Source organism: Acinetobacter sp. YH12155 (genome assembly GCF_013418255.1).
GTDB lineage: Bacteria > Pseudomonadota > Gammaproteobacteria > Pseudomonadales > Moraxellaceae > Acinetobacter > Acinetobacter indicus.
In genome coordinates this window covers 16,357-42,981 of the sequence record NZ_VPCK01000006.1, presented here as the reverse complement: position 1 = coordinate 42,981, position 26,625 = coordinate 16,357, and the positions used below count along the sequence as shown (strand labels likewise).

At 46.6% G+C, this 26,625-nt stretch carries 27 protein-coding genes; 21 read left to right on the top strand and 6 right to left on the bottom strand.

What is annotated here, in order from left to right:
• Positions 1 to 50: 50 nt before the first annotated feature.
• The 3 genes from FTU86_RS05630 to FTU86_RS05620 all read left to right on the top strand — a co-directional run bounded on the left by FTU86_RS05630 (position 51) and on the right by FTU86_RS05620 (position 4,294).
• Positions 51 to 1,766 carry an AAA family ATPase gene (locus FTU86_RS05630; RefSeq protein WP_104488997.1) on the top strand — a complete coding sequence of 572 codons (1,716 nt, stop codon included), beginning with the start codon at positions 51 to 53 and terminating at the stop codon, positions 1,764 to 1,766.
• Positions 1,767 to 2,018: 252 nt separating this feature from the next.
• Positions 2,019 to 2,939, top strand: coding sequence for a LysR family transcriptional regulator (locus FTU86_RS05625; protein WP_005177438.1), 921 nt, complete (start codon positions 2,019 to 2,021; stop codon positions 2,937 to 2,939).
• A gap of 173 nt (positions 2,940 to 3,112) precedes the next feature.
• A complete protein-coding gene (locus FTU86_RS05620; protein ID WP_228153082.1) occupies positions 3,113 to 4,294 on the top strand; it encodes a CynX/NimT family MFS transporter in 1,182 nt (393 codons plus the stop codon).
• 43 nt (positions 4,295 to 4,337) lie between these two features.
• Here FTU86_RS05620 and FTU86_RS05615 read toward each other — a convergent pair whose 3' ends face one another.
• A complete protein-coding gene (locus FTU86_RS05615; protein ID WP_034597660.1) occupies positions 4,338 to 4,790 on the bottom strand; it encodes a DUF441 domain-containing protein in 453 nt (150 codons plus the stop codon).
• Between the two features lie 151 nt (positions 4,791 to 4,941).
• On the opposite strand from FTU86_RS05615, the gene FTU86_RS05610 reads away from it, so the two are divergent.
• Positions 4,942 to 5,652 (top strand): pseudouridine synthase, encoded by a 711-nt coding sequence (locus tag FTU86_RS05610; protein ID WP_005177444.1) that lies wholly within the window; start codon positions 4,942 to 4,944, stop codon positions 5,650 to 5,652.
• A 21-nt stretch (positions 5,653 to 5,673) separates the two neighbouring features.
• Here FTU86_RS05610 and FTU86_RS05605 read toward each other — a convergent pair whose 3' ends face one another.
• From FTU86_RS05605 to FTU86_RS05595, 3 genes are all read right to left on the bottom strand, one after another.
• Positions 5,674 to 6,117, bottom strand: coding sequence for a GNAT family N-acetyltransferase (locus tag FTU86_RS05605; protein WP_005177446.1), 444 nt, complete (start codon positions 6,115 to 6,117; stop codon positions 5,674 to 5,676).
• A 92-nt stretch (positions 6,118 to 6,209) separates the two neighbouring features.
• Entirely contained in the window at positions 6,210 to 6,545 is a 336-nt protein-coding gene (locus tag FTU86_RS05600) for a type II toxin-antitoxin system RelB/DinJ family antitoxin (RefSeq protein WP_005177448.1), read from the bottom strand.
• Between the two features lie 112 nt (positions 6,546 to 6,657).
• Positions 6,658 to 7,560 (bottom strand): RluA family pseudouridine synthase, encoded by a 903-nt coding sequence (locus FTU86_RS05595; RefSeq protein WP_016658238.1) that lies wholly within the window; start codon positions 7,558 to 7,560, stop codon positions 6,658 to 6,660.
• Positions 7,561 to 7,688: 128 nt separating this feature from the next.
• Here FTU86_RS05595 and tsaE point away from each other — a divergent pair, with 128 nt between their 5' ends.
• From tsaE to hfq, 4 genes are all read left to right on the top strand, one after another.
• Complete coding sequence (tsaE, locus tag FTU86_RS05590; RefSeq protein WP_180036755.1) at positions 7,689 to 8,165, top strand: tRNA (adenosine(37)-N6)-threonylcarbamoyltransferase complex ATPase subunit type 1 TsaE; 477 nt, start codon at positions 7,689 to 7,691, stop codon at positions 8,163 to 8,165.
• Complete coding sequence (gene mutL / locus FTU86_RS05585; protein WP_180036754.1) at positions 8,158 to 10,143, top strand: DNA mismatch repair endonuclease MutL; 1,986 nt, start codon at positions 8,158 to 8,160, stop codon at positions 10,141 to 10,143. Before tsaE ends, mutL begins: the two co-directional genes overlap by 8 nt.
• Before the next feature lie 6 nt (positions 10,144 to 10,149).
• Positions 10,150 to 11,094 carry a tRNA (adenosine(37)-N6)-dimethylallyltransferase MiaA gene (miaA, locus tag FTU86_RS05580; protein WP_104484295.1) on the top strand — a complete coding sequence of 315 codons (945 nt, stop codon included), beginning with the start codon at positions 10,150 to 10,152 and terminating at the stop codon, positions 11,092 to 11,094.
• A 92-nt stretch (positions 11,095 to 11,186) separates the two neighbouring features.
• Positions 11,187 to 11,705 carry an RNA chaperone Hfq gene (gene hfq, locus FTU86_RS05575; RefSeq protein ID WP_005177462.1) on the top strand — a complete coding sequence of 173 codons (519 nt, stop codon included), beginning with the start codon at positions 11,187 to 11,189 and terminating at the stop codon, positions 11,703 to 11,705.
• Positions 11,706 to 11,838: 133 nt separating this feature from the next.
• On the opposite strand, the gene FTU86_RS05570 is transcribed toward hfq, so the two are convergent.
• Both FTU86_RS05570 and FTU86_RS05565 read right to left on the bottom strand, forming a co-directional pair.
• On the bottom strand, positions 11,839 to 13,137 hold the full coding sequence (locus tag FTU86_RS05570; protein WP_016658233.1) for a peptidylprolyl isomerase: 1,299 nt from the start codon (positions 13,135 to 13,137) through the stop codon (positions 11,839 to 11,841).
• On the bottom strand, positions 13,137 to 15,617 hold the full coding sequence (locus tag FTU86_RS05565; protein WP_180036753.1) for an LPS-assembly protein LptD: 2,481 nt from the start codon (positions 15,615 to 15,617) through the stop codon (positions 13,137 to 13,139). Before FTU86_RS05565 ends, FTU86_RS05570 begins: the two co-directional genes overlap by 1 nt.
• A gap of 120 nt (positions 15,618 to 15,737) precedes the next feature.
• Here FTU86_RS05565 and FTU86_RS05560 point away from each other — a divergent pair, with 120 nt between their 5' ends.
• The 13 genes from FTU86_RS05560 to FTU86_RS05500 all read left to right on the top strand — a co-directional run bounded on the left by FTU86_RS05560 (position 15,738) and on the right by FTU86_RS05500 (position 26,601).
• Complete coding sequence (locus tag FTU86_RS05560; protein WP_180036752.1) at positions 15,738 to 16,751, top strand: aminoglycoside phosphotransferase family protein; 1,014 nt, start codon at positions 15,738 to 15,740, stop codon at positions 16,749 to 16,751.
• Entirely contained in the window at positions 16,751 to 17,440 is a 690-nt protein-coding gene (gene murU, locus FTU86_RS05555; protein ID WP_168398619.1) for an N-acetylmuramate alpha-1-phosphate uridylyltransferase MurU, read from the top strand. Before FTU86_RS05560 ends, murU begins: the two co-directional genes overlap by 1 nt.
• Positions 17,441 to 17,526: 86 nt before the next feature.
• Entirely contained in the window at positions 17,527 to 18,159 is a 633-nt protein-coding gene (rsmG, locus tag FTU86_RS05550; RefSeq protein WP_016658229.1) for a 16S rRNA (guanine(527)-N(7))-methyltransferase RsmG, read from the top strand.
• Between the two features lie 24 nt (positions 18,160 to 18,183).
• Positions 18,184 to 18,966, top strand: coding sequence for a ParA family protein (locus FTU86_RS05545; RefSeq protein WP_005177476.1), 783 nt, complete (start codon positions 18,184 to 18,186; stop codon positions 18,964 to 18,966).
• Complete coding sequence (locus FTU86_RS05540; protein ID WP_005177477.1) at positions 18,963 to 19,850, top strand: ParB/RepB/Spo0J family partition protein; 888 nt, start codon at positions 18,963 to 18,965, stop codon at positions 19,848 to 19,850. Before FTU86_RS05545 ends, FTU86_RS05540 begins: the two co-directional genes overlap by 4 nt.
• 31 nt (positions 19,851 to 19,881) lie before the next feature.
• The gene (locus tag FTU86_RS05535; RefSeq protein ID WP_005177480.1) at positions 19,882 to 20,514 is read left to right on the top strand and encodes a MotA/TolQ/ExbB proton channel family protein; all 633 of its coding nucleotides are present in this window, start codon (positions 19,882 to 19,884) and stop codon (positions 20,512 to 20,514) included.
• Between the two features lie 8 nt (positions 20,515 to 20,522).
• Entirely contained in the window at positions 20,523 to 20,945 is a 423-nt protein-coding gene (locus FTU86_RS05530) for a biopolymer transporter ExbD (protein WP_005177483.1), read from the top strand.
• Positions 20,945 to 22,669, top strand: coding sequence for a lipid A export permease/ATP-binding protein MsbA (msbA, locus tag FTU86_RS05525; protein ID WP_180036751.1), 1,725 nt, complete (start codon positions 20,945 to 20,947; stop codon positions 22,667 to 22,669). The genes FTU86_RS05530 and msbA overlap by 1 nt, the downstream gene beginning before the upstream one ends.
• A gap of 6 nt (positions 22,670 to 22,675) precedes the next feature.
• On the top strand, positions 22,676 to 23,692 hold the full coding sequence (gene lpxK, locus FTU86_RS05520) for a tetraacyldisaccharide 4'-kinase (RefSeq protein ID WP_075174512.1): 1,017 nt from the start codon (positions 22,676 to 22,678) through the stop codon (positions 23,690 to 23,692).
• Positions 23,689 to 24,453: a 3-deoxy-manno-octulosonate cytidylyltransferase gene (kdsB, locus tag FTU86_RS05515; RefSeq protein ID WP_168389794.1), complete on the top strand. Its 765-nt coding sequence runs from the start codon at positions 23,689 to 23,691 to the stop codon at positions 24,451 to 24,453. Before lpxK ends, kdsB begins: the two co-directional genes overlap by 4 nt.
• An 8-nt stretch (positions 24,454 to 24,461) precedes the next feature.
• The gene (locus FTU86_RS05510; RefSeq protein ID WP_005177500.1) at positions 24,462 to 25,445 is read left to right on the top strand and encodes a DNA polymerase III, delta' subunit; all 984 of its coding nucleotides are present in this window, start codon (positions 24,462 to 24,464) and stop codon (positions 25,443 to 25,445) included.
• An 11-nt stretch (positions 25,446 to 25,456) separates the two neighbouring features.
• On the top strand, positions 25,457 to 25,798 hold the full coding sequence (locus tag FTU86_RS05505) for a PilZ domain-containing protein (RefSeq protein ID WP_005177501.1): 342 nt from the start codon (positions 25,457 to 25,459) through the stop codon (positions 25,796 to 25,798).
• Between the two features lie 29 nt (positions 25,799 to 25,827).
• A complete protein-coding gene (locus FTU86_RS05500; protein WP_005177502.1) occupies positions 25,828 to 26,601 on the top strand; it encodes a TatD family hydrolase in 774 nt (257 codons plus the stop codon).
• Positions 26,602 to 26,625: the final 24 nt, after the last annotated feature.

The window sequence follows — 26,625 nt, the reverse complement described above, 5'->3', positions numbered from 1 at the left end:
TTTGCTGAAAAATGGGTAGGCTATAGCCGTTCATCTACGGTATAGGTCTTATGAAACAGGAAACTGCACTCAAACTCTTAAAAGCGGGCGAAAATGTATTTTTAACAGGCTCGGCCGGTGCAGGGAAAACCTATACGCTCAATCAGTACATCAACTATTTAAAAGCACGTAAAGTGCCGGTGGCGATTACGGCCTCGACTGGAATTGCCGCCACACATATGAATGGTATGACCATTCACACCTGGGCCGGCATTGGTATTAAAGATGTCTTGTCTGATGCCGACCTGAAAAATATGAAAGAGCGCAAATACCTGAAAGAACATCTGGAAAATGCGCAGGTCTTGATTATTGACGAAATTTCGATGCTGCATGCCAAGCAGTTGAATCTGGTCAATCAGGTGCTGAAATATTTTAAGGAAAGCGATGAAGCCTTTGGTGGTATTCAGGTGATTGTCGCTGGTGATTTCTTCCAGTTGCCGCCAGTGGGCAGAAATGATGAACGTAATCGCGATAAATTCTGCTTTATGTCGGAGGCCTGGGTCGAGGCCAAATTCCGGGTCTGCTATTTGACCGAGCAGCATCGTCAGGGCAATGACTTTTTAAATGATATTCTCAATGCGATTCGTCGTCAGAATATTGGCCCGCAGCATCTGCAGGCGCTGCAAAATACCCGTCAGCAGGATATTGGCGACACCTTTACCCGTTTATATACTCACAATATGGATGTCGATACCATCAACTTTAAGCATTTAAATGAAATTGATGCTGAAAGTCGCCAGTTCGATGCCAGCTGTGATGGGAATGACAAACTGATTGAAACCTTAAAATCTTCGGTGCGTGCGCCTGAAACCTTGACCCTGAAAAAACATGCCAAAGTGATGTTTGTTAAAAACAACTTTGATATGGGTTATATCAACGGCAGTCTGGGCGAGGTGATTGGCTTTGAAGAAGATGATGAATATGGCTGCCTGCCGAAAGTCAAACTGACTGATGGCACGGTGCTGCTGGTCGAACCGGAAACCTGGTCGATTGATAATGAAGCCGGAAAAACCATTGCCAGTTTCCAGCAAATTCCGTTGCGTCTGGCCTGGGCAATTACCATTCATAAATCGCAAGGTATGACTTTAGAAGCGGCAGAAATTAACCTGAGCCATACCTTTGAAAAAGGTCAGGGCTATGTGGCACTGTCACGATTAAAAACTCTAGATGGCCTGCGTTTATTGGGCTTTAACGAGCAGGCGCTGGAGCTGGACAGTCTGGCAATTAAAGCCGATCGCCGTTTTCAGGAACTGTCAGAGGAAGCAGAACAGAATTTTGCCGAAATTGACCTGACCGCACAGCATAAAGCCTTCATCCGGCATTGTGGCGGCACCTTGAATGAGGTTGAAATTGAACGCAATGAACGGAAAATCGCACGCAGTGGCGGCAAGCAGAATTATGCCTCAGCAACGCTAGATGAAACCCGGGCCTTGTTTGAAGAAGGTTATGAGATTGAAGATATTGCCCATGAACGTGGCCTGACTCCAGCGACGATTATTAACCATCTGGCGCGTTTGCATAAGGAACAGGGACTAGATATTTCGGTGGCGCATCCGGGTGAGGAAGTGGTGGAGCAAATCCGCAAAATTTATAAACGCCTGCAAAAACGTCAGCAAAGTGATCATTTTAATGATGATGGCACGATCAAGCTGCGCCCGATTGTCGAGCTGACCAGTCCGCGCATGGGCTATGATCAGGTGCGTCTGGCCTTGCTATATGTAGAATAAACTTTTCATCCTTCCGTAATAAAAGAGCATCTTAAAGATGCTCTTTTTTATGCTTATTCGTTATTTAGACGTATTTCAACTCATCTTCATCTTGCTTAAAAACAGCGCCATCTCTTAACAGCTGCCTTATTTAGAATAATGAAACCAACTCATGGAATTTATGCTAAGATGAATTTAATTCATATTTTTATTTTTAAGGCGACATTGCATTCAGCGCAGTGCATCTCCTGATTTTGAGATACTTCATTTCCCATGCTTGAAATTCGTCATTTAAAAACCTTATTGGCCTTACGCGAACATGGTTCACTGGTGGCCGCGGCCAATGATTTATGCCTGACCCCATCTGCCATTTCCCATCAGTTGAAAGAGCTGGATCACTGGTATGGGGTGGAAGTGGTCAATCGTCGCTCGCGTCCGGTGACGTTTTCCAATGTGGGGCAGCGTTTGCTGAAACTGGCAGATGATATTTTGCCGCAGATCCAGATTGCCCAAACCGATATTACCCGGATTGTGCATGGGCAAACCGGCCGGATTATTTTTTCTTCGGAATGTCATAGCTGTTTTGACTGGCTGATGCCGCTGTTAAATCAGTACCGCCAGCAATATCCCGATGTTGATTTGGATTTTGCTTCCGGCTTTGAAGCCAATCCGCATGAATTATTACAACATGCCGAATTTGATTTGCTGATTACCGCCGACCCGATTGCCTTAAAAGGCATCGAGTATTTCCCGATTTTTGAATATGAGTCGCGTCTGGTGCTGTCCAATACCCATCCATTGGTACGTGCTGCGGACATTTCGGTGCAGGACCTGGCCGAAGAAACTTTAATTACCTATCCGGTGGATAAACACCGCCTGGATATTATGGCCAAGCTGTTTATTCCGGCCAATATCTATCCGAAAGCCATTCGCACCACAGATTTAACCCAGATGTTAATCCAGCTGGTGGCCAGCGGTCGGGGTGTGGCGGCCTTACCGGACTGGGTGGTAAATGAATATGAACAAAAAGGTTGGGTCACTTCACGCCGTCTGCATTGTGTTTCGGCAGAAGGACTACGCCGCACGCTGTATGCTGGTTATCGCAGTGAAGAAAAAGAAAAAAGCTATTTTGAAGGCTTCCTGAAACAGCTGGAAAAATTTTCGCAAAAGCGTAGTCATTACTATGCACAATAACATCCGCACAAATAGCGTAATTTTTGAGTAAATAATGGTGAGGATTCAGGTCGTTGAATCATCTGCCAGCTATGCCATTTATTCAGGAAAAACATAAGATGAGATGTTTTTTTAATAAATGGCAGTTACTGAACTTGATAAGCTCAAGTCACAAGATTGAAGTGAGTAAGGGTATGTCCAAAGTACAATGGTTCAGCAGGGATATTTGGATTATTTGTGCAGGTTTTGTCGCGGCGATGCATGTCGGTAAATTACCGCCAGCGGTGCCGGTATTACAGCAGGAACTGGGGATCGGGCTGGTACAAGCTGGTTTGTTGCTGTCGCTGGTGCAAGGGGCTGGTATGCTGTTTGCACTGACCTTGGGCAGTTATGTCGAAAAAATTGGACTGAAACGCTGTGTCTTGCTTGGACTGGGCTTACTAAGCGCAGCCAGTTTGCTCGGTGGGTTTAGCCAAAGCGTCAGCAGTTTGCTGCTGCTGCGGGTAGTGGAAGGATTTGGCTTTTTACTGGTGACCTTAAGTGGTCCGGCCTATATTCGCCAGCTGGTGCCGGCAGAAGAAATTTCCGCCAAAATGGGCTTGTGGAGTGCCTATATGGGCGGCGGCATGGGGATTTCCTTATTACTGACGCCGTGGCTAATCACCATGATGGGCTGGCAAGGGGTATGGCTGACGCTAACACTACTGACCTTAAACCTGTTTGCGCTGGTCGCCACCCGAGTGCCGAAACCGCAACAATCAACCCAGAAAATTGAAGTGTTTCAGCTGATCAAAACCACGCTCAAACATCCACCAGCGTGGATGCTGGCATTGATGTTCGGCACCTATGCCGGACAATGGTTTAGTCTGGTCGGTTTCTTACCGACGATTTATCAGCAAAACGAGATTTCCTTGACGCTGGCAGGCGCATTAACTGCCTCGGTGGCGATTGCCAATGCAGTCGGGACCTTTGCCTGCGGCATCATGTTGCAGCGCGGTTTGCTGCCTAAAACTTTAGTCCAAACCGGTTTTATCATCTTGATGCTGTGTGCCTTAAGTTTCTATATCTTTCAGGCCCAGTTACCATTTTTACTGCAGTTTGCCTGCGTATTTAGCTTTTCGTTATTTGGTGGTCTGGTCGCCGCGGTGGTCTTTGCTCAAGCCTTGCGTTTTGCGCCTAGTCCGGTGGCCATTAGTGCGACCATTGGCATGATTTTACAGTGCTCAGCGACATCGCAGTTTCTGTTGCCACCAGCAATTGCTGCGATTGTTTCTGCCACCGGAGACTGGTTCTGGGTCGGTATTGTGATGGCTGCGTTCTCGGCAATGGGCTGGCTATTATGCCAAAAGCTGTTTCAGGCCGATGTACGTGCCTAATCGTGTATCCGTATCTCTTTAAAGCCGTGTCTGTATGAAGCGGCTATTTAGAACCAATCAATAACGATAAAATGCCGGCGGCAATTAATGGTCCGACCGGCACACCGCGCAGCAAGGCCACACCGGCAACCGTACCAATCAGCAGGCCAGCGACAATATTCGGTTGATGGCTCATCAGCTGTACCCCACGTGCACCGAGCCAGGCCACAAACAGGCCTATGCCAATCGCGAGTATGGATTTCCAGTGCATAAATGATTTCAGGATTTCATCACCGGGGATTTTACCGCTGGCAATGGGCGTTAGTACGCCAATGGTCAAAATGATAATGCCAATATTTAAACCATGCTGTTGCAAGAGCGGAAAATATACTTCCAGTGGTGTGATGCGAAACACGATTAACACCGCGGCGGCAATGGTGACGGCAGTATTGTGACTAAAAATACCGCAGGCCAATAAAATAAGCAGAACAATCAGGTTTAAATCGAGGTGTGACATACAGGCTGAACACGGTGGCATGGGAGAAAAAGAGGCCATTATTGTAGCCTTTTTCAGCGGGGCCTGCTGATAGATTCCAACTCCAGCGCGGTTTCAGTATAAAATACGCCATCTTCCATATTGATACAGCTTTCACTCCACAGGTAATTCGATGACTTTAGAAAAAATGTTGCAATCGCAAGGCTTTGGTTCACGCAAACACTGCCAGCAGCTGATTCAAAATGGTGCGATTGCCATTGAGGGTGAAGTCATCACCCAACCCAAACAGAAACTGCAGTTGCAGGGTTTAAAATTTTCGGTCTATGGGCAGGACTATACCTATCGGGAGAAGGTCTATATCGCGTTAAACAAACCGCAAGGTTATGAGTGTTCACATCAGGCTACCCATCATTTTAGTGTGTTTGATCTGTTTGACGATATTTTGCTGAACCGTGGCCTGCAATGTGTGGGACGTTTAGATCAGGACACCACCGGTTTGTTATTGCTAACTGATGATGGCCAGTTTTTACAGGCGCTGACCCATCCGAAAAAGCATGTGGCCAAAGTCTATCGCATGTACACCGCAGATCCGGTCACAGATGCGCAAATCCAGCAACTGGCAGATGGAGTCGAACTGCGCAATGAAAGCGGCATTTTTGCTGCCACCGATATTTGCCGTCTGGCCGAGCACGAGCTGGAAATGACCATTCATCAGGGTGTCTATCATCAGGTAAAGCGGATGCTGGCAGCAGTTGGCAATAAGGTGGAAAAGCTGCATCGTCAGCAAATTGGCGCTTTAAACCTGCCAGAACTCGAGTTGGGGCAGTGGATCTATTTAGATGACGCCCAGGTACAGCAGGCGCGTACCCGGATGCAGGATTAAACCGGCTTTTAATAGATTGGGCTATTTTAAGAAACAGTGGTAGGTCTGAAACTCATTGTCTTTAATAAAGCCCATCTGTTCATACAGTTGATGCGATTGATAGTTGTTGTTCTGGGTTTGCAGACTAATCCGTAGTGCATTGTTATGACGGGCAAAATGAATTGCGGTATCAATCAGCTGTTTGGCCGAGCCTTGACGACGATAGACCGGCGTCACATAGACATCATCCAGAATATAATAGGTGGTACAGGCCACCGAAGAAAAGCCTAAATACAGCAGGATAAAACCGGTAATCACCTCATCTTTCACATGAATAAAAATCACGCTTTCATGATTTTCAAAACGCTGTTGTAAAAACTGGTGTGAAAGCTTCAGGTTAGAAGATGCACCATAAAATTGACGATATTCATCAAATAATACGGCCAGCTGCTCGAGATCTGCTACGGTTGCGCGTCTGACAATCATCCATGACTCCCTGCATATCTTATTGTTGTCTATGCAGCATAACCAAGTTTTTAGCAGATTAAATTAAAATATTGTTTATAAATACAACACTGTTAACTTTTGTCAGTTTCACCCAAGAGGGCATTTAATTCGGCAAACAGGTCCAGATCTTCATCGTCCAGTGGGGAAGTGTCGGTGCTGACGGGCGCAGGTGTTGGTGTGGCCTGAGTATTTTGCTGTTCTTGCTTGAGCTTTCTTAACTTGATCAGCTGCTCCAGATTAATATTCTGGTTTTCGATAGAAAAAGGAATAGATTTGGTCAGAACGACCTGTTTAAAGAACAGACGAACCGCTTGTGCCGGTGTAATCCCCAACTGTTTAAACACGGCAAAAGCCTGTTTCTTTTCCTGAGAATCCAGGCGAATTTGATAAACTTCAGTTTTTCTCATGATTTTAATTAATTTAAGTGCACTTAACTGTGTAGACACATTTTAATCTAACCATTTGTAATTTCAATATTCATACACAGGAAAAATTGAAATAAATGTAATGACAATTAGATTACAGTGTCAGGTCAAATTGGGAGCTAAACGCCATTGCTGCTTTGCTGATTGGGTCCTGAAAGCAAATATCTTTGGCCAGAAGCTGTAAAGGCGCAGAAAAATCATCTTCCGTTTTATGCTGCACCTGCGGATAAAATGGATCGTTTAAAATAGCAATTCCAAGCTGATTTAAATGCACCCGCAATTGATGCTGCTTACCGGTGACAGGTTTAAGCAAATACTTTGCCAAATGACCGTTATGCGCTAACAGCTCAATATCGGTTTCGCTGTTGGGTACTCCATCCACCACCTGCATGGTATAAAACGGCTGACCTTTTTCCATGCGGTAACGGGTGGTGCAAGGAAAACTTAAATCGGCACGAAAAGGTGCAATCGCATGATAGGTCTTGCGGACCTGACGTTCGGCAAACATTTGCTGATAAAGACCACGACTGGCCGGCTGTTTGGAAAATAGCACCACGCCGGCAGTTTCCCGGTCTAAACGGTGAATCGGGGTCAGCTGTTCATTGCCAGTTTGCTGTTTCAAACGCACCAGTAAGGTTTGCTGCACATATTGTCCGGTTGGGCTCATGGTCAGAAAATGCGGTTTATCTACCACCAGCAAATCTTCATTTTCAAATAAAATCTGATGCTGAAACGGCACCGTTACTTCATGGGCCAAAAAACGATAGTAAAAACAGTGCGTATGCGCCTGAAAAGGACTGTCTGTGTTTAGACGCTGACCATGTGCATCATAGACCAGACCATCCTGAAAGCGCGACAGCCATTCAGCTGCAGAAATATGCGGAAACTGCTGGCACAGGTAGGCATACACTGTACTTGCCGATGATGGCTGCAAGTAAACTTTGCTGGCGCTAACACCATTAATCATCGGGGGAATAAAATCGGCAGTGGAGCTCATGAACGGGTGCACATCTCAAATTAGGCAACAAATGCTGTGAAAAAATACAGATTCTGACGCAGTCGAATAGGCTTTTAAACGGCTGCGATGCTATCATAATTGCTGTTTTGAATCATGTCGCGAGTATTATGCAGTATTCATTTTGTCTGAACCTGAACAATGAACAAGAGACCCAAAATCTGGCTCAGGTTTTGGCGGCGCATTTCCCGCGCGGGGTGATTTATCTGATTGGGGATTTGGGCGCAGGGAAAACCACGCTAACCCGTTATCTGTTACAAAGCTTAGGTCATCAGGGATCGGTAAAAAGTCCGACCTATACCCTGGTGGAGCCGTATCAGGTCAATGGCCAGGATATTTTCCACTTCGACCTGTATCGCCTGAATGACCCGTATGAACTGGAACTGATGGGTATTCGTGATTATTTAGAAACTCCAAATGCCTTATTTTTGTTTGAATGGCCTTCTAAAGGTGGCGATGAAATTCCAGCTGCCGACCTCATTATTGATATTAAAAAATCAGAAGATGAATTAAGCCGTTTTGCAACACTGAGTTCATCTTCGGCTGAGTTACAACAAGCTTTGGAGCAACAGTTTAATCATGCCTAATGATGCGTTAAATCTACGTCGTATTCATACGCTTGAACCTGCATTAGCCAACCAAATTGCTGCAGGGGAAGTGATTGAGCGGCCTGCGTCTGTAGTCAAAGAATTATTAGAAAATGCGATTGATGCAGGTGCAACTGAGCTGATTATTCGTGTGGCACAAGGCGGCAGTACACTGATTGAAATTATTGACAATGGTCGTGGGATTCATGCCGAAGACCTACCTTTGGCGGTCACTCGTCACGCAACCAGTAAAATTCAGACAGCTGATGATTTACATGCCATTGTCAGTTTAGGCTTTCGTGGTGAGGCCTTGGCTTCAATTGCAGCGGTATCTCGTTTGACTTTAGTCAGTAGTCAAACGGAAGATGGTGTGGGTTATCAAGTTGAAGTGAATGGCACGGCTTTTGATCATCAGGAGATTGTGCCGGTGGCTGCGTCGAAAGGAACCCATATTCGGGTGCAGGATCTGTTTTTTAATGTGCCGGCACGCCGTAAATTTTTAAAAAAGCCGGGTACCGAATTTGGCCATATTGAAGAAATTGTGCGCCGTCTGGCACTGACGCATTTTGATATCCGTTTTGTGCTGGAACATAATAACAGCATCAAGCTGAACCTGCCGGTTGCTGACAGCGGCGAGCTGCGTTTTCAGCGTGTACAGCAATTGCTGGGACGACAGTTTACCGAAAATGCTTACTGGATTGATGCCGATAGTATCAGCATGCGTCTGTCGGGCTGGTTGGGCCATCCTTCCGATGCGCGGGCACAGGCCGATTTACAATATGTCTATGTAAATGGCCGGATTGTTAAAGACAAGACCATCTCACATGCGCTGCGCATGGCCTATGATGGTATTTTGCATGGTCATCAGCATGCGGCGTATTTGCTGTTTCTGGAAGTTGAACCTGAAAATATTGATGTCAATGTGCATCCAACCAAGCATGAAATCCGCTTTTTAAACCAGCGTGAAGTGCATGAGTTTGTGCGTCATTATGGCAAAGAAACCCTAGCACAGTTCCAAACCGCCAGTGCCGACTTGGCCACGGCCATGAAAACTGAAACCCCGGAGCCGGTGTTTGCGGCGCAGCCACGTTATCAGGAACAGTTCCAGCTGCATAAAGCAGCCGAAGCCATCGTGCCAGTATCTAATCAGGCGGCACCAGAATTACTGACAGATTTTAGCGATGCCCGCCCGCAAAGTGTGGATTATGCACTACCACAAGGCCAGAAAATGGCCAGTGGCCAGAATACCGGTTATAGCAATGCCTATACCGGTTCACAGCAGCTGAACAATGCGCTGAAAAGCTATCTGGCACCGTTACGTGAGCTGGATGAATCTGCATTATCCAGCCCACAGTCGGCCGCAGGTGAGACGCAGCCAGCTCCGGTAGATGAACATCCGCTTGGGATTGCCATCGCCCAGTTACATGGAATTTACATTCTGGCGCAAAATACCGAAGGCTTGATTATTGTCGATATGCACGCGGCACATGAGCGGATTTTATTACAGCAAATGAAATCGGCTTGGGATAAGCCGGAATTCTGGACCTCACAGCAGCTGCTAATTCCTAAAGTGATTAGCATTAGCCGGATGCAGGCGATGCGGATTGAAGAGCTAAAACCGCAGCTGGCACGTTTAGGGCTGGATCTGGATCAATATGGTGATGAGCAGGTCATTGTGCGTGGGGTGCCGGCGATTTTGCATAAGGCCAATTTTGATGCGCTGATTCCTGAATTGTTGAATGATCTGGACCCGGCCGATGAAGCACAAGCGCTGCTACAAAAACGTGACCAGATTCTGGCCGGCATGGCCTGTCATGGTGCCGTGCGTGCGCATCGTATGCTGAGCCTGTCTGAAATGAACGCCTTGCTGCGCCAGATGGAACAAACCGAATTTGCCAGCCAATGTAATCATGGCCGCCCGACCTGGCGTGCCTTTCCATTGGCTCAATTAGATAAACTTTTTGCTCGAGGAGAGTAGTGGTACATGTCAAATCAATTGCCGGTCATCAATTTAATGGGACCTACTGCAAGCGGTAAAACTGCTTTGGCGTGTGAACTCTATGAACTGGGGCATTTTGAGCTGATTTCAGTCGATTCCGCTTTGGTGTATCAGGATATGGACATTGGCACCGCCAAACCAAGCAAAGCCGAGCAGGCGCGTTATCCGCATCATCTGATTGATATTATTACCCCTTTAGAGGTGTATTCTGCTGCGCAGTTTGTAGAAGATGCCTGTGCTTTAATTGATGATATGCATGCGCGTGGCAAAACCCCGATTCTGGTGGGCGGAACTATGCTGTATTTCAAGGCCTTGCTGGAAGGGTTATCCAGTAATTTGCCAAGTGCAGATTATGCGGTGCGTGCTGAAATTGAAGATAAGGCGGCACGTGAGGGCTGGGAAGCCGTGTATGCCGAATTGTGCGCAGTAGATGCTTTAGCCGGACAGAAATTTAAAGTCAGCGATAAGCAGCGGATTATCCGGGCCTTGGAAGTGTTCAAGTTAACCGGTCAACCTATTACCAAACTACAAGCAGAACAACCCAAAAATGTACCATATCGTTACACTTTTCATAATCACGCCTTGCTGCCAGATCGGGTAGAATTGCATCAACGTATAGAAAAACGATTAGAAATAATGTGGTCAATGGGTTTTTTGAATGAAGTAGAAAGGCTTATTGAAAAATACGATTTAGATGAGAATTTACCCTCTATGCGCTCTGTTGGATACCGACAAGCTTTAGAATTTCTAAAGAAAAGTGATAAAAGTCTCAATAAAAAGCAGGAAATGGAGGATAAGGCCCTATTTGCAACACGACAACTTGCAAAACGTCAATATACTTGGCTCAGATCGTTGCAGGAATCGCATAAAATTCAAACATATTTTACGATAAAGCAGGCTCAAGAAGACTTGCGAAACTGTTACGGATAAAGCAAAATTTATGAACTGTCTTTTTTATAAATTTTAATTGAAAAATAAAGATAGTTTTTGCGCTGATTTTTAATTATTTTTGGAGTTATAACATGTCTAAAGGTCAAACTTTACAAGATCCGTTCTTGAATTCTCTCCGTAAAGAACGTATTCCAGTTTCTATTTTCCTTGTAAACGGTATTAAATTACAGGGTCATATCGAATCTTTTGACCAGTATGTGGTGCTATTAAAAAATACAGTAAGCCAAATGGTTTACAAACACGCGATTTCTACAGTTGTACCTGCACGTAATCCACGTCCTGCTGGTGCACCTGCTGGTGCTCAAGGTGCTGGTGGCTTCGGTGGTCAAGGTGGTGGCTTCGGCGGCGGACAAGGTGGTGGCTTTGGTGGTCAAGGCGGCTTCGGTGGTCAAGGCGGCGGCTTCGGTGGTCAAGGCGGCTTCGGTGGTCAAGGCGGCTTCGGTGGTCAAGGCGGCTTCGGTGGTCAAGGCGGCGGCTTCGGCGGTCAAGGTGGCTTCGGTGGTCAAGGCGCTGGCTTCGGTGGTCAAGCTTCTGGTTTTGACAACGACTCTAAATTTGAAGATTCTCAAGAAGATGACAACAACCGTTAATCAATATTAATGGCTTAAGTCCTCTTATAAAAAAACCGCTGAATTCAGCGGTTTTTTTATTGCTATTGATGGTGAGGTGAAAAGCCAGAATTAAAAAAACCAGTGCAGGCACTGGTTTTTCATTTTTTAAGACCTAGTTATTTTTACGGTCCAGGTTTGGATCTTTAATATCGACAAAGGCATTGCTGCGAATTTCACGTAACCAGCTGTCCAGTTCGGTATCAAACTGACGTTCACCTAGAATCTGGCGTGCCATACGTTCCTGGTATTCGCGGGTCATGTCCTGCTGGCGGGTATCTGTCACCTGTAGAATATGCCAGCCAAACTGGGTTTGAAATGGCTGGCTGATTTCACCTACCGGGGTGCTTTTCATTTGCTGTTCAAATTCAGGCACCATCACTCCAGGGCTAACCCAGCCCAGGCTACCGCCATCACGGGCAGAACCGGTATCGGTTGAGAAAGTACCGGCTAAGACTGCAAAATCTTCACCGGCTTTGAGGCGGTTATACAAGCTGTCAATCATGTGCTTGGCATTTTCTGGGCTTACCACTTCTGTCGGCTGAATCAGAATATGACGGGTTTGATATTGTGGGACCAGCGCGCGCTGTTCACCGGCTTTACGATCGACCAGTTTCAGCACATGAATACCATCATTGACTGCAATCAGCTCAGTGGTCTGACCGACGTCAAGTGCACTTACACGTGCAGCCAGTTCAGCCGGAATTTCAGAAAGGCTGCGGAAACCCATATCAGCCGATTCAACTTTGGTGGCAGCTGTACTGAACTGCTTGTTAATGGCATTGAGGTCATTGCTGTTATTCAGTGCAGTTTTAACCTGTTCCGCGGTGGCCTGTGCATTTTCACCGGATACGCGCACATGCAACACATGCGCCTGACTGCCTAAAGCGGCCTGACCTTGCGGGGTTTTCAGGAAGTTATCGACATCCTGATCGCTAATTTTAATTCGCGACATCACCACTTGCTGACGCAGACGGTTAATTGCCAAATCTTCAGCAATACGGTTGCGTAAAGAGGCATAGGTCCCCGGTGCAATACGGTCGACTTTCTGCTGGAAATCTTCCAGACTTTTGCTGCCATTTTGTTGGGCCACACGCATCACCGCTTCATTTAAGGCTTTTTCATCAGGCTTGATGTTATAGCGTTTTACCTGTTCCAGCTGTGCCTGACGCACGATCAGTTGTTCTAAGGCCTGTTGTTGTAGATATTGAGCCGGTGGCACGGTTTTGTTCTGTGCCTGTAATTGTTGCTGCATTTCAGCAGCGGTTTGCGCTAAATCACTTTGTAGGATGACACTGTTATCCACCACGGCCACGACCTGATCTACAGTTTGTGCAAAAGCAGGTGCAGCTGAAGAAATACATAAAGCTAAGGCAGTGGCTTTAAAAAATTGTTTTAACTGTGGTGTCTTCATTAACGTTGTGTCCAAGTTTGATTAGTTCTATTAAACCCTAAAATACGGTTTTCAAGTAAAGATGCAAGTTTATTGTTGAAACTGCCGAGGCCTTTCAGGTTTAATTCGGCCATGATGGCGCGTTTCGGCTTGACGTTGTGATCGGAGACATCATCCAGATCATTATAATAAGAGCGGCCGTAGACCGAGATGCCCCAGCAGCAGGATTCATAGTTCACACCGAGTAAATATTCACGGGCGACGCTATTGTCCAAATCGTATTGGGCATGACCCAGAATACGCCAGTTGTTGTAGACCGGTTGAATGAACGAGGCCACCACCTGATCATAATGATCCTGACGGTTTGGAATATGACGACGGTTAATATAGCCGACATTGTATAAATTGCCTTGTTCACCGGTATAGAACAGGTGCAGATCGCGCTGGGCATTGTCACCGTTTGACATCCAGGCGGCATTGGCACCAATATTCAGGTTTTCGGTTAACTGGCTGACCAGACTCACTACCGGGCCGGTGCGGCTTTCGGTATCAAAGCTGTCTGCAGTATTTTCCAGGGTCACACGACGATCTTCAAAGAAGAAGCTTTGACCCAGGCTGGCGCGAATCCGCTCTAAACCTACTTCATCAAACAGGCTATAGCTTAAACCGAGTGACAGGAAGTTGTTGTCTTCCAGGCGGTCATGACCATAGAAACGGTACGGACTAAACAGCTGGTCATAGTTAATGGAAGAGGTGGCTGAATCAAAGTTTGGATGGCCATCCTGATTCTGATACGGCGCGTAGGCATAGAAGGCACGCGGGGTAATGGTTTGTAGGAAGTGGCCTTCTTTTTCAAAGGTCAGGCCGGCGTCCAGGGTAAACTGCGGTACTGTTACCGATTTATTTTCACTTGAGCTATTGGTCAGAGTACCGCTGTTATTGTCATAAAACGCGATGGTGTCTTTATCAAAGAAAGTATTGACGTTGCGAAGTGACACTTCTGGAATTACAAAAGACCACGGGTTGCGGTAATTATAACGTACTTTAAAATCGTTATAGATACGGGTACCGCTTGGCTCATACGTATTTAGATCATTGGTATGACCTTCAAGATGGTTGATATCTTTTTTGAAATAAGCAGTATCGTGATTGAATTCAAGCTGGAAGCCTTGTGGATTACCAGTTTTATAATTTAATAAAAACTGAGGTAAACGCGCATACGGACGGTCTTCATCTGGAATAGTCGGGTCCAGCGTGTGGAAATCTTCAACTTTTAGCTGCGCTCTTAAACCCGGAATGCCATTGCGATAATTTAGTTCCCAGGCGCGGCGTAAGTTCAGGTCGGTTCTGGAGTTCGGGTTGTTGTTTAAGTCAGCAAAATAGTCTTTATCTGAAGCGTAGTTATATTCCAGATTGGTATTGAACTGCTCGTTAATCTGCCAGTTATGCAGAAAGTGAAAATCCTTACGATCTTCATCATTGTATTTATTGTCAGAGGCCAGGTAGCCGCCCCAGATCTGACCCTGACCAAAATTCTCGGTCAGATAGCGGAATTCACCTTCCAGCATCGGGCCACGGTCACCAATATAGCGTGGTGTCACGGTGGCATCATAGTTTGGAGCCAGGTTCAGGTAGACCGGTACCGCCAGTTCAACTCCACCATCATTGGTAAAGCCAAAACTCGGGGTCAAAATACCGGTAGTACGACGGTCATCAATCGGGAAGTTAAAATATGGCACTGCCAGCACCGGCACATCTTTTACATACAGTTTGGTGCCACGGGTTTCACCGCGACCGGTTTCCTGATTTAGCTTGATTTCATCGGCCTGAATTTTCCAAGTCGGTGCCTGTTCAGGCGGGCAGGTGCTATAGGTGGCATTGTTCAATACCAAGGTATTGGTTGAAGTGCGGGCAATCTTTTCCGCCATGCCATGTGCGTGCTGTTCTTCTGCAATATAGAAGCTGTTGTGTAAATCGCCTTGCTGGGTTTTCAGGTTGTAATTGATCTGGTCGCTTTGCGCCAGTAAACCGGCTTGCGCCATTTGTACCCGGCCTTCGGCACTGGCATAGGTCTGGGTCTGGTCAATGGTAATTTTATCGGCACGAATCTGGCGGCCTTGCTGGTCAATGACCACATTGCCTTCTAAAACCGAATCCCCATTAGGATTATAGTGACCATAATCAGCGGTAACGGTCGAGGTGGCTTCTTCAGCAGCAACGGCCACGGTGTCCGGGCTAATTGGCGTGACCCAGGCGCCCTGGCAATAGGCTGAACTCAGCTCTTGGCCAAAACGCTGCTGGGCTTCCGGCGCGGTTTTATCGACATAATACTGTTCAAAAAACGACTGGCCCGGATAAGCATCCTGAATGCTCTGTTTGAGTTGTTGATTGGTGATGGATGAAGCGGGCTCTGTGGTCTCTGCATGACTGCTCATCGCGTGTCCACATAACAGGGTCAAGATCGCAGTCGCTAAAGGATTAAATTTAAACTGATGCTTCATTTGTCTCATTAACCAAGAGTGCTTAATCGCAATTAATTATTGTCGCATCATAGAGAAAAAGCGCAGAAGTAGCTACACTTAGCACTTTAAAAACTCAGCCTGTATTAGAATTTATTGCAAATGAATACACAACGTGAACAATTGATACAAACATGGATTACATCTGTACTCGGTTCAGATCAATTTGAAACTCATTTTTTAGCAGGCGATGCAAGCTTCCGTCGTTATGCACGAATCAAATTGAATAATAAAACATTTATGCTGATGGATGCACCACCAGAAAAAGAAGATTGTGGTCCTTTTGTGACGATTGATGAATTTTTTGATGCGCATGGTGTACGCGTGCCGCATATCATCGCCAAAGATCTGCAGCAGGGCTTTTTGCTACTGGAAGATTTTGGTGATGTATTGCTCTCGACCCTGTTAAATGAACAGACCGTCGATGACTACTATGCACAAAGCTTCAAGCAGCTGATTCAGTTGCAGTCCATTGCCGGCGAAGGCCATTTCCCGGACTATTCCTATGAAAAACTGATCAGTGAAATGGAGCTGCTCACCGACTGGATGTTGCCATCATTACAGATTCAGCCAACCGCAGAAGAAAGCGCGCTAATCAAGCGTACCTTTGCCATTCTGGCCAATGTGGCTTTGGCTCAGCCACAAGTGATTGTACATCGTGATTTTCACAGCCGGAACCTGATGAAAATTGCAGGTGAAACCGAACTTGGGGTGATTGATTTTCAGGATGCGGTAATTGGCGCCGATACCTATGATCTGATTTCAATTACCCGCGATGCCTATGTGCAGTGGAATGCAGATCGTGTCTATCGCTGGTTTAAAACCTTTTATGATTTGCTGCCGGAAAGCGCCAAGCAGGAGCGTGATTTTGAGCAGTTCAAGAAAGACGCCGACCTGATGGCGATTCAGCGTCATATCAAGATTCTGGGTATTTTTGTGCGCCTGTTCGAGCGTGATGGCAAATCGGGTTACTTAAAAGATTTGCCGCGCGTGATGTGGTATCTACTGGAAGAATCGCAGCCTTATGCCGAATTGCAGCCTTTTATGCAGTTTATTCGTGAAAAAGTTATGCCGGCATTTGAAGCCAAATATGGCCGTTATGAGGTAGCTGCCTGATGAAAGCCATGATTCTTGCTGCCGGTTTAGGTAACCGGATGCGTCCTTTAACCTTGCATACGCCTAAACCCTTGCTGGAAGTGGGCGGTAAGCCGCTGATTGTTTGGCATATCGAAAAACTGCAGCGCATTGGCGTAACCGAAATTGTGATCAATACCGCCTGGCTGGGTGAAAAACTGGCTCAGGCTTTGGGGGATGGCAGCCAGTTTGGCGTTAATATTCTCTGGTCGCATGAAGGCGAAGGTCTGGAAACCGCAGGCGGGATTATTAACGCGCTGCCGCTGCTCGGCAATGAGCCCTTTATTCTGGTCAATGGCGATGTCTGGACCAGCATGGATTTTGCGCCATTATTGTCGGTACAACTACAGGAACAGCTGGCGCATCTGGTGCTGGTGGAGAATCCGGCGCAGCATCCGCAAGGCGATTTCACCTTATCGGAACAAAAAGCTTATACCTTTGATCAGGGTAAATCGGGTGAAAATCTGACCTATAGCGGTATTGCCGTGATTGATCCGCAGATGTTCCAGGGCTTGGAAGGTGGCAAGCGTCCACTGGCACCGTTATTGAAACAGGCCATGCAGGATGAAAAAATTGCCGCCAGCAAATTGCAGGGTGTCTGGGTAGATGTTGGCACTCCTGAGCGATTAAATGCACTGGATCAACAAATTCAGCAAGGTGTGTACGCTTAAGTGCATATTCACTAAGCACTCGCTGCTGTGACTTGGCAGATAAATCGGTATACTTTCAGCTAACTTTTTCGAGACGTTCATTGTTTATGCATACGTTTTTTCAGGAACTCAAGCAGGGTAGTCAGGCCTTGGGTTTAGAGCTCAGCGATGAGACTTTAAATTTATTACTCCAATATCAAGATGCTTTGGTGCTATGGAACAAAGCGTATAACTTGACCGCAATTCGTGATCCGAAAGAAATGCTGGTCAAGCATTTGCTCGACAGCCTGAGTATTCTCAACGATTTACCTGCCGGCCGTTTGCTGGACATTGGTACCGGTGGCGGTATGCCGGGCATGATCATTGCCTTATGTCAGCCGGAACGTCAGTGCGTGTTGCTGGACTCGAATGGCAAAAAAATCCGTTTCTTGAAGCAGTTTATTGCCGATCTGAAACTGCAAAACGTGGTGGCGGTCCAAACCCGAGTCGAAAATGAAGACAGTATCCGTGAGTTAGGCCAGTTTGATGTCATCACCAGCCGTGCCTTTGCATCTCTGACCGATTTTGTGGCGGCATCAAAACCGTTTATGCATGGACAGAGTATTATTGCTTCCATGAAAGGTCTGATTCCGGCCGATGAGGTTGAAGCATTGAAAGATGAGTTCAGCTGTGAAATTATCGAGCTAAAAGTTCCACGTCTGGACGAACAGCGTCATCTACTTTTATTAAAACATATTTAATTCATTCTAAGGATTGGGGTTACCATGGCACAAATTATTGCGATTGCGAACCAGAAAGGTGGTGTCGGTAAAACTACAACCGCAGTAAATTTGGCAGCATCGTTAGCTGTTTTGAAAAAGCGCGTTTTACTTGTGGATATGGATTCACAGGGAAATGCCACGATGGGTTCTGGTATCCAAAAAAACGACCTTCTATATTCCATTACCGATGTGTTGCTAGGCGAAGTGCCAATTGAAACGGCCATTACCAAATCGGAAGTGGGTTATAAGGTTTTAGGCGCAAACCGTGATTTGTCCGGTGTGGAACTGGCTATTGCCGAGCAGGAAGGGCGCGAGTTTATTCTGCGTGATGCACTGGGCGAAATTGAAAAAAGTTTTGACTACATTATTGTCGATTGTGCGCCAAGCTTAAGCTTAATTACCGTGAATGCGCTGGCTGCGGTACAGGGCGTGATGATTCCAATGCAATGTGAATACTATGCGCTGGAAGGTCTGGCCGATTTAACCCAGACCATCGACCGGATTCAGCAGGCTTTAAATCCAGAGCTGGAAATTATTGGTGTGCTGCGAACCATGTACGATGCGCGTAATGCATTAACCCGTGATGTGTCTGAAGAGCTGCAACAGTATTTTGGCAAAAAGCTGTATGACACCGTGATTCCACGTAATGTGCGTCTGGCCGAAGCACCGGCGCATGGTTTGCCTGTAATTTATTTTGAGAAAAGTTCAAAGGGTGCAGTTGCTTACCTGAATCTGGCAGCTGAAATGTTAAAGAAAAGCAAAGTGAAAAAAGGAAGTAAAGCATGACCATAAAAAAACGCGGACTCGCCAAAGGTCGTGGTTTGGATGCCTTACTTGGGTCGATCCAGAAAGAAAAATTACAACTTGAAGCCCAGTCTTTGGATCATGGTCAGCTAAAACAGATTGATGTGCATTTATTAAAACGGGGTGAATATCAGCCACGCCGTTTTATCCATGAACAGGACTTACAGGAACTTGCCGCCTCGATTGAAAAACACGGGGTCATGCAACCGATTGTGATTCGTCCGATTGATGACGAACAGCATCCGTATGAAATTATTGCTGGTGAACGTCGCTGGCGTGCCGCACAGCTGGCGGGACTCACCGAAGTTCCGGCAATTGTCCGTGACCTGACCGATCAGGTGGCGATTGCACTGGCTTTAATTGAAAATATTCAGCGTCAGGATCTGAATCCGATTGATCAGGCCATGGCCTTGCAGCGCTTCCATGACGAGTTTGGTCTGAGCCATCAGGAAATTGCCGACACCGTCGGTAAGGCACGAACTACGGTCAGTAACCTGTTGCGTTTGTTGACTTTAACTGAAGAAGTTAAAGACCTGATGCAGCAAGGGCTGCTGGATATGGGCCATGCGCGCGCCATTTTGACCTTAAAAGCCAAAGATCAGCTGAAAGTGGCTGAACTGGTGATTGAAAAGAGTTTGTCGGTCCGTCAGACCGAACAGCTGGTGCGTGACTGGAGCGCACCAAAAACAGAAAAACCAAAAGCAGAACCGGCACCGGATATTCAGCAACTGACACAACGTCTGTCAGAGCGTTTCAGTGCCAATGTCAAAATTGATCATAACAAGCAGGGTAAGGGGAAGCTGGTGATCAGCTATCACTCCTTAGAAGAACTAGATGGTATTTTAAATATCTGCTTGGCTGATTAATTTTTATTGTAGATTTATTGGGGAAAATCGAATGTGGGAATTGGTAAAAGCAGGCGGCTGGCTGATGCTGCCGTTACTGTTGTGCTCTGTGTTTACGTTGGCCATCAGTATTGAACGTTTTTTACGTCTTAAGCGTGCCGGTGTGGTGCCGAAAGCCTTGCAATTACAAACCGGACAGCCGGTGCAAGGCGTGTTACAGCAGTTGCAGCAATCGGAAAATTTACAGCACAGTACTTTGGGCCGAATCTTTATGGCTGGTGCGCAAAATAAACACCAGTCTGAACAGTTTGCGCGTGCGCAGATGGAAGCGACAGCCTCTCAGGAAATTGGCTATCTGGAAAAAAATATTAATTTCCTCGGGACTTTAAGTGCTGTGGCGCCGTTGCTGGGCTTATTGGGGACCGTTCTGGGGATTATTGAATCTTTCCTGATGATTGATATCAGTTCAAGCAATCCGACTTTAATGATTCCAGGGATTTCCAAGGCGCTGATTACCACCGCAGCGGGTATGCTGATTGCGGTGCCGGCCTTATTTGCTTACCGTTATTTCCAGCGTCTGGTACAGGAATATGTGGCCGAGCTGGAACAGCAGGCGACATTGTTTCATGCTGCGCTGTTTCATCAAACCCAGATTGTTGATGAAGACATTAAAAAAGCAGGCTAAGGTGACCTATGAAATTCAAACGCTCGCAAGTGGAAGATATTCATATTAACCTGACACCGATGATTGACTGTTTGCTGTTTATTCTGGTGTTCCTGTTACTGTCCACCAGTTTTAACCAGTTTAGCCGGATGAACCTGACCTTGCCGGAAGCGCAAGGGGTGCCACCGAAAGCCTATGACCAGAAAGTCGAGGTGGTGGTCGATGCCTCCGGGCATTATTCGGTTAACGGGCAGGCGCTCTCCAGCAAGGAAGTTGCTGATTTAAATACAGCAATTAAACAAATTTCCAATGATCGACGTGATTTAATGTTTATCATTGCGGCAGACGCGAAAGCTTCTCATCAGGATGTGATTCGTGTCATGGATGTTGCGGGACAACTGGGTTTCGTCAACATTAACATCAGTACGAAAGTACCAACTCGAGGCTATTAGTGAATCCGGATTATAAAGTCTACCTGCGTCTACTCGGTTATTTAAAACCTTTCTGGGGAATCGCGATTCTGGTTGTGGTGGGTTTTGCCATCAATGCGGCGACTGAAGTTTCAGTGGCCAAGTTGCTGGAAAAAATTATTACGGCAATTCAGGTAAAAGACTACACCTTCACCCACCTGTTTCCTTTTCTGGTGGTGTTGCTGATGTTTTTCCGTGGTGTCGGCCTGTTTCTGGGCGGCTACTATACCGCGGTCATTTCACGTAATCTGGTGTTTAATGTGCGCCAGGAAGTATTTGCCAAATTGCTGCGCTTACCGTCGCAGTATTATCTGGACAATACCAGTGGCCACATTACTGCCAAAATCATGTATAACGTGGAGCAACTGACAGCGGCCTCCACCGAATCTTTACGTACCTTGCTGCAACAGGGTTTAATTACCATCGCCTTGCTTGGTTACCTGTTTTATAGCAATTGGCGTTTGACCATCTGTATCCTGATTTTTGCCCCGCTGATTGGCCTGTTAATCCGGAAAGCCGCCAAGCGTATGCGTAAGCTGTCAATTCAGGTGCAGGATACCATGGGTGATGTGAACCACGTGGTGCAGGAAACTGTAAACGGCAATCTGGTGGTGAAAGGTTTTGCCGGTCATCAATACGAGCAGGAACGCTTTAAACAGAACTCACTGGAAAACTTGCGCCGCGGCCTGAAAATGGTAGCTGTGCAGCAGCTCAACAGTCCGGTGGTACAGCTGATCATGTCGATTGCACTTTCCATTGTGATCTGGATTGCACTGCGCCCGGAAATTTTACGCGATACCTCAGCTGGTGAATTTGTGGCTTATATTACTGCTGCCGGGATGCTGAGCAAACCAATTAAAGCGCTAACCGATATCAACGAAAAACTGCAACGCGGTATGGCGGCGGCGCATTCTGTATTTGAACTGCTGGATATGCCGGAAGAAAAAAATACTGGTACCTTAACTCCAGCCTTAAAAGGCAATATTGAATTTGATCAGGCCAATCTGGTCTATGCCGATGGCCATCATGCCATTCATGACTTTAGCCTGAATGTTAAAGCCGGTGAAACCGTGGCACTGGTCGGACGTTCAGGGGCGGGCAAAAGCTCACTGGTCAATTTGCTGGTGCGTTTTCAGGAATTATCTTCAGGCGGGATCAAACTGGATGGGCTGGATATTCATCAGATTGAACTGAATAGCCTGCGTACCCAAATTGCCATGGTCAATCAGCAGGTGGTGCTATTTAATCGTACCGTGCGTGAAAATATTGCGTATGGTCAGCTGGAAGGTGCCTCGGATGAAGAGATTATCGCGGCGGCCAAAGCGGCGTATGCGCATGATTTTATTATGGCCTTACCACAAGGTTATGACACACCACTCGGTGCGCAGGGTTTAAACCTGTCCGGTGGTCAGCGTCAGCGTATCGCGATTGCCCGTGCCATTTTGAAAAATGCGCCGATCCTGATTTTGGATGAGGCGACCAGTGCATTAGACAATGAATCTGAATACTTTATTCAACGTGCCTTTGATGCAGCGATGCAGAATCGTACCACCATTGTCATTGCACACCGTTTATCTACCATTGAAAATGCCGACCGTATTGTGGTGATGGATCAGGGGCGTATTATTGAGCAGGGTACCCATCAGGAACTGTTAAACCAGCAGGGTGCTTATTATCAGTTGCATCAGCGCAATTTCGAGGAATAATCAGCCATGTCATTTGCACAATTCATTCAGGACGCTTGGAATAAGCAAGCCAAATGGTTGGTTGTGCTACGGCCATTGGCGCTATTATATCGTGGTGGCAGTGTGCTGAATCAGAAGCTGTATGCTTCGGGGATGAAAGCAGCCTATACCGCACCAGTGCCGGTGATGGTGATTGGCAACATTACCGTAGGCGGTAGCGGTAAAACACCGCTGCTGATCCATCTGGTCAATTATCTGCATAGCCTGAATGTGCGTGTTGGGGTAATTAGCCGCGGTTATGGTGGCAAAGGACCATTTCCGGCCTATGTTGATTTTGAATCGACGCCGGACATGGTCGGCGATGAACCCTGTCTGATTGTACAATCTACCGGTGCGCCAATGGCGGTCGGTGCCAATCGTCAGCAGAGTATTGAATTGCTGCTGTCCAGACATGAACTGGACCTGATTATCAGTGATGATGGTTTGCAACATCTGGCGCTCAATCGCCAATTGGAATGGATTGTGCTGGATAATAATCGCGGTCTGGGCAATGAAAAAATTCTGCCTGAAGGTTATTTGCGAGAGCCGAAAAGCCGCCTGAATACAGCAACCGTGATTGAACATGCGGCACAGCCAAGTTCAGCGCTGAATATGCATCTGGAAGTGGCTGAGCCTTATTTACTTAATGCCATAGAGGGTAAGGTGTTTAATCCGCAAGATGCTTTTTATGCCGTGGTTGGGATTGGTTTTCCGCAGCGTTTTTATCGCACCTTAGAGTCGATGGGCATCCAGCAATTCCAGTGCCACGAATTTCCAGATCATCATGATTATGAAATTGATGACTTGCAGTTTGAAGATCATCAACCGATTATTACCACCGAAAAAGATGCGGTGAAAATTTTGCCCTTGCTGAAACAGTATCCTGATTTTAACCGGGAAATCTGGGTGGTGCCGGTTGAAGCGGTATTGTCACCTGCTTGTTATCAGGTTTTGCATCAACAGTTAGCGCAACTGGGTTTGACCCTGAATGAAGGACAGTTATGAAACACATCGTTATTCCTGCACGTTTTGCCAGTTCACGCTTACCGGGTAAGCCCTTACTTGAAATTCATGGCCGTCCCATGATTTTACGGGTGGTGGATCAGGCCAAAAAAGTTGAAGGTTTTGATGACTTATGTGTGGCGACAGATGATGTGCGTATTGCCGATGTCTGCCGCGCTGAAGGGGTGGATGTGGTCTTGACTTCAGCGGATCATCCTTCTGGGACTGACCGTTTAAGTGAAGTAGCGCGGATTAAAGGCTGGGCCAGTGATGACATTATTGTCAATGTGCAAGGTGATGAACCTTTGTTGCCCGCGCAGCTGGTGAAACAGGTGGCGCAGCTCTTGGTCGATCAGCCTGGCTGTTCGATGTCGACACTGTGTGAACCGATTCATGCACTGGATGAGTTCCAGCGTGACAGCATTGTCAAAGTGGTGATGTCCAAGCACAATCAGGCTTTGTATTTTAGCCGCGCGACCATTCCTTATGATCGTGACGGGGCGAAAAATGCCGTGCCGCAATTGCATGATCAGGCTTATCGTCATTTGGGCCTGTATGCCTATCGGGTAAAACTGTTACAGGAATATGTGACTTGGGAGATGGGGCTGCTGGAGCGTCTGGAAAGTCTGGAGCAGCTGCGGGTGCTGGAAAATGGACATCGGATTGCGATTGCCGTGGCTGAAGCCAATTTACCACCGGGTGTCGATACCCAGGAAGATCTGGATCGCCTGAATACGCTTGATCTTGCGCATTTTGAATCGTAGAGCTGGCCATGCAGAATGAAGTGACTGCGCAGATTTATCCCTGGCAGCAAACAGTTTGGGATACACTAACGGGCAGATTTCCCCAGTTGGGCCATGGACTGCTGTTTTATGGTAAAAAAGGCTGTGGCAAAGAAGCTTTTGCGCAGCAGTTTCTGGCCTGGATTTTGTGCCAGCATCGTCATGAGCGCAATCTGCCCTGTGGCGAGTGCGGCAGTTGTCAATGGTTAAAATCAGATACGCATCCGAATTATGTTTATGTCACGATCGATGAAGAGAATAAAAAACAAAACGCGAAAATTAAGATCGAGAAGATCCGTGATTTATTACCATTTGTGCAACAAACCGTAGATGGCTGGCGGGTCATTGTGATTGAGCCGGCAGAAGCCTTGAATATTGCTTCTGCCAATGCCTTGCTAAAAACACTGGAAGAGCCGGGCGAGCGGGTGGTGATTATCCTGCTGGCCGATCATTACCTAAAGCTGCCCGCGACTATTCGCAGTCGTTTACAGCATTTTGCCCTTGACCGGATTGCTCCGGAACTGGCCCATGATTTTTTAAGCCAGCACTTGCCGGAAAGCAGCGAGCAGCAAAAACAGCTGCTGATGAACCTGTCCAATCAGATGCCGCTGCAAGCCATTCAGGTGGCCGAGCAGGACTGGTTCTTTAAGCGCGCTGACTTTGTGCAAGACTGGCAAAAATTGGTCAGTCAAAAAAATATGCCGATGGCAATTGCGACCAAGTGGAATAAAGAGCTGAGTTTTAGTGAATTTGGTCAGATGTTTGAATACTTGTTGTCAGATTTGATTTGTGTCAAGCTAAATCAACCGGTGAAAAACATCGACCTGACACTAAGCGCGCTGGCCGAGCAGTATTCGCTGGAAGCATTATTTGATATTTATAGTGATATACAACAATCAAAACAGATGACAGAGCAGAACGTTCAAAGCAATCTGATTCTTGATCAGCTGTGTATAAAATTGATGAATCTTTAAGGGGAAACAGTATGCAGCCACGTATGGGCGGAATTATCCAGGCCAATATTCCAGATCTAGAAACGCTCTATTTAAGTTATATGCCCTATGTGGTCGATGGCGGACTGTTTATTCCTTCCAAGCAACCGGTGCAGATGGGCGAAGAAATCTTTGTACTGGCGACCTTGCCGGAACAATCACAAAAAATTCCACTGACCGGTAAAGTAATCTGGATTTCACAAAAACAGAATGGGGTGAAATTACAGGGCTTTGGTATTCAACTCAGTGGTGAAAAGGGTCTGTATTACAAAGCAGAAGCAGAAAGACTACTGGCAGGACTTAAGTCTTCAAATCGAAACAGTTACACTATGTAGTCTGTTCTAAGCTGTTGTAGGAAACGCCTGTGTTTGTAGATACGCATTGTCATTTAACCATGCTCGATTTAACTCCGTATGATGGAAATCTGGATCTGGCATTGGCGCAGGCGCGAGAAGCCGGCGTATCTAAATTTATGAGTATTTCGGTCGATCTGGATGACCATATCGAACTGGCAAAAATTGCCGCACGTCATGCAGATGTCGGTTATACCGTGGGTGTGCATCCTTGTGAAGATGCGGCCACCATGGCGCGTGCCACCACTGACTATCTGGTCGAGCTGGCACAACCGGAAAAAGTCTGGGCGCTGGGGGAAACCGGGCTGGATTATTATCACAGTACCGATTTTATTGCCGAGCAGAAAGACTGTTTTGCCAGACATATCCATGCCTCGCAAATTGTAAAAAAACCGGTGGTGGTGCATACCCGTTCAGCCAAGCATGATACGGTTGATATTATCCGCGCGGAAAAATCAACCCATGGGATTTTGCACTGTTTTACCGAAGATTGGGAAACCGCCAAAGCGGTACTGGACTGCGGTTACTATGTCTCTTTCTCGGGTATTGTGTCTTTTAAAAATGCCCAGGATTTACGGGATGTGGCCAAGCAGGTGCCACTAGATCGCGTTCTGATTGAAACCGATTCACCGTATCTGGCACCAATGCCATATCGTGGTAAATCAAATGAACCAAAATATGTCCCATATGTAGCCAAAGCCCTGAGTGATGTATATGATAAGTCACTGGAAGAGATGGCTTTCATAACCATGCAGAATTTTGAAAACCTCTTGAACCAAAAGTAAAAATCTAGAAATTTTTAAAACTGA

What these genes read in the sequence shown, in the direction of transcription:
- FTU86_RS05540 (WP_005177477.1), top strand. Translation starts at nt 18,963, where the DNA reads ATGACCATAAAAAAACGCGGACTCGCCAAAGGTCGTGGTTTGGATGCC.
- FTU86_RS05505 (WP_005177501.1), top strand. Translation starts at nt 25,457, where the DNA reads ATGCAGCCACGTATGGGCGGAATTATCCAGGCCAATATTCCAGATCTA.
- FTU86_RS05545 (WP_005177476.1), top strand. Translation starts at nt 18,184, where the DNA reads ATGGCACAAATTATTGCGATTGCGAACCAGAAAGGTGGTGTCGGTAAA.
- FTU86_RS05510 (WP_005177500.1), top strand. Translation starts at nt 24,462, where the DNA reads ATGCAGAATGAAGTGACTGCGCAGATTTATCCCTGGCAGCAAACAGTT.
- tsaE (WP_180036755.1), top strand. Translation starts at nt 7,689, where the DNA reads ATGCAGTATTCATTTTGTCTGAACCTGAACAATGAACAAGAGACCCAA.
- murU (WP_168398619.1), top strand. Translation starts at nt 16,751, where the DNA reads ATGAAAGCCATGATTCTTGCTGCCGGTTTAGGTAACCGGATGCGTCCT.
- FTU86_RS05600 (WP_005177448.1), bottom strand. Translation starts at nt 6,545, where the DNA reads ATGAGAAAAACTGAAGTTTATCAAATTCGCCTGGATTCTCAGGAAAAG.
- FTU86_RS05625 (WP_005177438.1), top strand. Translation starts at nt 2,019, where the DNA reads ATGCTTGAAATTCGTCATTTAAAAACCTTATTGGCCTTACGCGAACAT.
- FTU86_RS05570 (WP_016658233.1), bottom strand. Translation starts at nt 13,137, where the DNA reads ATGAAGACACCACAGTTAAAACAATTTTTTAAAGCCACTGCCTTAGCT.
- hfq (WP_005177462.1), top strand. Translation starts at nt 11,187, where the DNA reads ATGTCTAAAGGTCAAACTTTACAAGATCCGTTCTTGAATTCTCTCCGT.
- FTU86_RS05560 (WP_180036752.1), top strand. Translation starts at nt 15,738, where the DNA reads ATGAATACACAACGTGAACAATTGATACAAACATGGATTACATCTGTA.
- FTU86_RS05605 (WP_005177446.1), bottom strand. Translation starts at nt 6,117, where the DNA reads ATGATTGTCAGACGCGCAACCGTAGCAGATCTCGAGCAGCTGGCCGTA.
- FTU86_RS05565 (WP_180036753.1), bottom strand. Translation starts at nt 15,617, where the DNA reads ATGAAGCATCAGTTTAAATTTAATCCTTTAGCGACTGCGATCTTGACC.
- rsmG (WP_016658229.1), top strand. Translation starts at nt 17,527, where the DNA reads ATGCATACGTTTTTTCAGGAACTCAAGCAGGGTAGTCAGGCCTTGGGT.
- FTU86_RS05620 (WP_228153082.1), top strand. Translation starts at nt 3,113, where the DNA reads ATGTCCAAAGTACAATGGTTCAGCAGGGATATTTGGATTATTTGTGCA.
- FTU86_RS05610 (WP_005177444.1), top strand. Translation starts at nt 4,942, where the DNA reads ATGACTTTAGAAAAAATGTTGCAATCGCAAGGCTTTGGTTCACGCAAA.
- FTU86_RS05530 (WP_005177483.1), top strand. Translation starts at nt 20,523, where the DNA reads ATGAAATTCAAACGCTCGCAAGTGGAAGATATTCATATTAACCTGACA.
- FTU86_RS05595 (WP_016658238.1), bottom strand. Translation starts at nt 7,560, where the DNA reads ATGAGCTCCACTGCCGATTTTATTCCCCCGATGATTAATGGTGTTAGC.
- miaA (WP_104484295.1), top strand. Translation starts at nt 10,150, where the DNA reads ATGTCAAATCAATTGCCGGTCATCAATTTAATGGGACCTACTGCAAGC.
- FTU86_RS05535 (WP_005177480.1), top strand. Translation starts at nt 19,882, where the DNA reads ATGTGGGAATTGGTAAAAGCAGGCGGCTGGCTGATGCTGCCGTTACTG.
- FTU86_RS05630 (WP_104488997.1), top strand. Translation starts at nt 51, where the DNA reads ATGAAACAGGAAACTGCACTCAAACTCTTAAAAGCGGGCGAAAATGTA.
- mutL (WP_180036754.1), top strand. Translation starts at nt 8,158, where the DNA reads ATGCCTAATGATGCGTTAAATCTACGTCGTATTCATACGCTTGAACCT.
- lpxK (WP_075174512.1), top strand. Translation starts at nt 22,676, where the DNA reads ATGTCATTTGCACAATTCATTCAGGACGCTTGGAATAAGCAAGCCAAA.
- kdsB (WP_168389794.1), top strand. Translation starts at nt 23,689, where the DNA reads ATGAAACACATCGTTATTCCTGCACGTTTTGCCAGTTCACGCTTACCG.
- FTU86_RS05615 (WP_034597660.1), bottom strand. Translation starts at nt 4,790, where the DNA reads ATGTCACACCTCGATTTAAACCTGATTGTTCTGCTTATTTTATTGGCC.